General features: G+C 67.1%; 4 protein-coding genes. All 4 read left to right on the top strand.

What is annotated here, in order from left to right:
• The coding region (locus B2W70_RS08055) for an SDR family oxidoreductase (RefSeq protein ID WP_286744586.1) at nucleotides 1-630 on the top strand (630 nt) is incomplete at its 5' end.
• A gap of 134 nt (nucleotides 631-764) precedes the next feature.
• Nucleotides 765-1547, top strand: a complete 783-nt coding sequence (locus tag B2W70_RS08050; RefSeq protein WP_286744584.1) for a DUF1295 domain-containing protein — start codon at nucleotides 765-767, stop codon at nucleotides 1545-1547.
• Nucleotides 1548-1648: 101 nt separating this feature from the next.
• Nucleotides 1649-2701, top strand: a complete 1053-nt coding sequence (locus B2W70_RS08045; protein ID WP_286744582.1) for an SAM-dependent methyltransferase — start codon at nucleotides 1649-1651, stop codon at nucleotides 2699-2701.
• Nucleotides 2702-2714: 13 nt separating this feature from the next.
• Nucleotides 2715-3073 (top strand): hypothetical protein (locus B2W70_RS08040; RefSeq protein WP_286744580.1); only part of this gene is annotated, 359 nt, incomplete at its 3' end.

Below are 3073 nucleotides of genomic sequence, written 5' to 3'. Positions count from 1 at the left end.
GTGGCTGCCATCGTCGAGAAACACGGCCGCATCCACGGCCTGGTCAACAACGCCGGTGGGCAGTTCCCCTCCCCGGTCTCGGCCATCTCCAAGCGCGGCTTCGACGCGGTGGTCACCAACAACCTGACCGGCGGCTTCCTGATGATGCGCGAGGTCTACAACCAGAGCATGGCCAAGCACGGTGGTTCGGTGGTCAACATGACGGCCGACATGTGGAACGGCATGCCCGGCATGGCGCACTCGGGTGCGGCGCGCGCGGGCATGGCCAACCTGACCAAGACGGCGGCCTACGAATGGGCCGCGTCGCACGTGCGCGTGAACGCGGTGGCGCCGGGCTGGATCGCGTCCAGCGGCATGGACAGCTACGGCCCGGCCATGGCGCCCATGATCCGCATGCTCAAGGACAACCTGCCGGCCAAGCGCATGGGCCTGGAGGCCGAGGTCAGCTCGGTGATCTGCTTCCTGCTCAGCCCAGGCGCCGCCTTCGTCACGGGCATCACGGTGGCCATCGACGGCGGCGCACCGCTGCACAGCCCCGTCATGCCCACGCCCAACCACGCAGGGGCGCCCAGCTTCAATGGCTTTCACCGTGCGGTGACGCCGGGGGTGCTGCAGGGCGACGCGAGCTGAACCGCCGGGGCCTGAGCGCCCGGCTCGGGACGCCGCTCAAGGCGTGACCAGCTTTTGTCCAGCCCTTTGGCACCAACATGGTCTTTGTCGCTGCCTAGAATCAATGCAACCTTGATTCAAAACAGCGACGCCCCATGTCCATGCTGAACGCGGTGCTCGTCGCCGCAGCCCTGCTTTTCGCGGCCAAGTCCATCGCCTGGCTGATCCAGCGCCAGCAGGGCAACGGTGGCATCGTCGACGCCATCTGGGCCTGGGCGCTGGGCGGCCTGGCCGTGTGGTTCGCCCTTGCGGGCAGCGCCGCACCCGACGTGCGCTGGACCCTGGCCGCCATGGGTGGCCTGTGGGGCCTGAGGCTGGGCACCTACCTGTGGCGCCGCAACTGGCGCGCGACCGAAGACTGGCGCTACGCCAAGTTCCGCGCCGAATGGGGCCCCAAGGCGCAATCCAAGATGTTCTGGTTCTTCCAGTTCCAGAACCTGTTCACGCTGGCCCTGGCCTGCAGCGCCTTCCTGCCTGCGGCCTACCGCGAAGGCTCGCCCGGCCCCGTGGCCCTGGGCCTGGCCGTGGCCATCCTGCTGTTGTCGGTGTGGGGAGAAGGCCTGGCCGACGATCAGCTGCGCCGTTTCAAGGCGGACCCCAGCCAACGCGGCCGCGTCTGCGACGTGGGCCTGTGGCGCTACAGCCGCCACCCCAACTACTTCTTCGAGTGCGTGCACTGGCTGGCCTACCTGCCGCTGGCCTGGGGCAGCGACCTGTGGGCCTGGGGCCTGATCGCGCCGCTGGTGATGGTGCTGCTGCTGCTCAAGATTTCGGGTGTGCCCTTGCTCGAAGCCGAAATGGCCCGCCGCAAGCCCGGCTACGCCGAGTACATGCGCCGCACCAGCATGCTCGTGCCCTGGCCCCCCAAGGCTGGCTGAACGCATCGCCTCTGCACATTCGCTGCACAACCTTTGCATCCGATCGCGCATCGGCTGCGTAAGTCCAGTCAGTCCCCCGCGTCAATTCAGGAGATCCGACCATGATGTTCGCACTCGACTGGGCCGAAGCAGGCCTGCTGCCCGATGCCGTGATCCGCGCCGGCATGCGGCGCCTGATGGCGCAACGCCTGGCAGCGCACCACGACATGCCGCTGTCGCGCCGCACGGCCGAGTTCCGCGCCTTCGTCGACCAGCTCAAGGCCAGCCCGATCGCCATCCACACGGCAGACGCCAACGTGCAGCACTACGAGGTGCCGGCGCAGTTCTTCCACCAGCACCTGGGCCCGCGCCTGAAGTACTCGTGCTGCTGGTACGAGCGTGGCACCGAAACGCTGGCCGAGGCCGAGGAGGCCATGCTGCGCGTCTACGCCGAACGCGCCCGGCTCAACGCCCTGCCCCCCGGTGCCCGCGTGCTCGACCTCGGTTGCGGCTGGGGTTCGCTGAGCCTGTGGCTGGCTGAAAAGTACCCTCACCTGCAGATCGTCGGCTTCAGCAACTCGAACGGCCAGCGCGAATTCATCGAAGGCCGCGCACGCGAGCGGGGTTTCAACAACCTGCGCATCGTCACAGGCAATGTGGCCACCGACCCGATGCCTGCCGACGCCCTGCAGCAAGGCTTCGACCGCGTCATCTCCATCGAGATGTTCGAGCACATGCGCAACTACCAGCTGCTGCTCAAGAAGGTGCGCGGCTGGATGAAGGACGACGCCAAGCTCTTCGTGCACATCTTCGCCCACCCCACCCTCGCCTACCCGTACGAGGTCAAGGACAAGAGCGACTGGATGACCCAGTACTTCTTCCTCGGCGGCATCATGCCCAACGAGCACCTGCTCGCGCAGTTCCAGGACGACGTCAAACTGGTGAACCAGTGGTGGGTGGACGGCACGCACTACCAGAAGACGGCCGAGCACTGGCTGCAGGGCATGGACGGCAACAAGGCCGCCGTGCTGGCCACCTTCAAGCAGTGCTACGGCGATGACGCCGAACGCTGGGTGCAGCGCTGGCGCATGTTCTACATGGCCGTGGCGGAGTTCTTCGGCTACGAGCACGGCAGCGAGTGGGGCGTGACCCACCTGCTGTTCGAAGCACGATGAGCGGGCGGCGCGCATGAACTTCATCAACCAGTTGCGCCTGACCGCCGTGGCCGCCGCCTCGGTGCTGGTGCACGACCTGTGCCTGGCCGAAACCGTGGTCGGCTTCGCGCGCGATGCGGCCACACAGCGCTTCCTCTACGCCGAGGTGCACGAGTTCAACCGCGCGCCAGACGGCAAGGTGCTCACGGCACAGGCGCGCTACCTGGATCCTCAGGGCCGCGAGATCGCCCGCAAGTCGCTCGACTACCGCGCCAACCGCTTCATCCCCCTCTACAAGATGGAGGTGCCTGCGCAGCGCTACACCGAGGGCATCCGCAGCAACGCGGACCCGGTGGTCGTGTTCAAGCAGGATGGCGAGCGCGAGGAAACCAA

It is taken from the genome of Aquabacterium sp. UBA2148 (assembly GCF_002328915.1).
In the GTDB taxonomy this organism is placed as follows: Bacteria; Pseudomonadota; Gammaproteobacteria; order Burkholderiales; family Burkholderiaceae_C; genus Aquabacterium; species Aquabacterium parvum.
This window is presented reverse-complemented; position numbering and strand designations above follow the sequence as displayed.

Coding starts and splice junctions, on each gene's coding strand:
- B2W70_RS08050 (WP_286744584.1), top strand. CDS start 765: ATGTCCATGCTGAACGCGGTGCTCGTCGCCGCAGCCCTGCTTTTCGCG.
- B2W70_RS08045 (WP_286744582.1), top strand. CDS start 1,649: ATGATGTTCGCACTCGACTGGGCCGAAGCAGGCCTGCTGCCCGATGCC.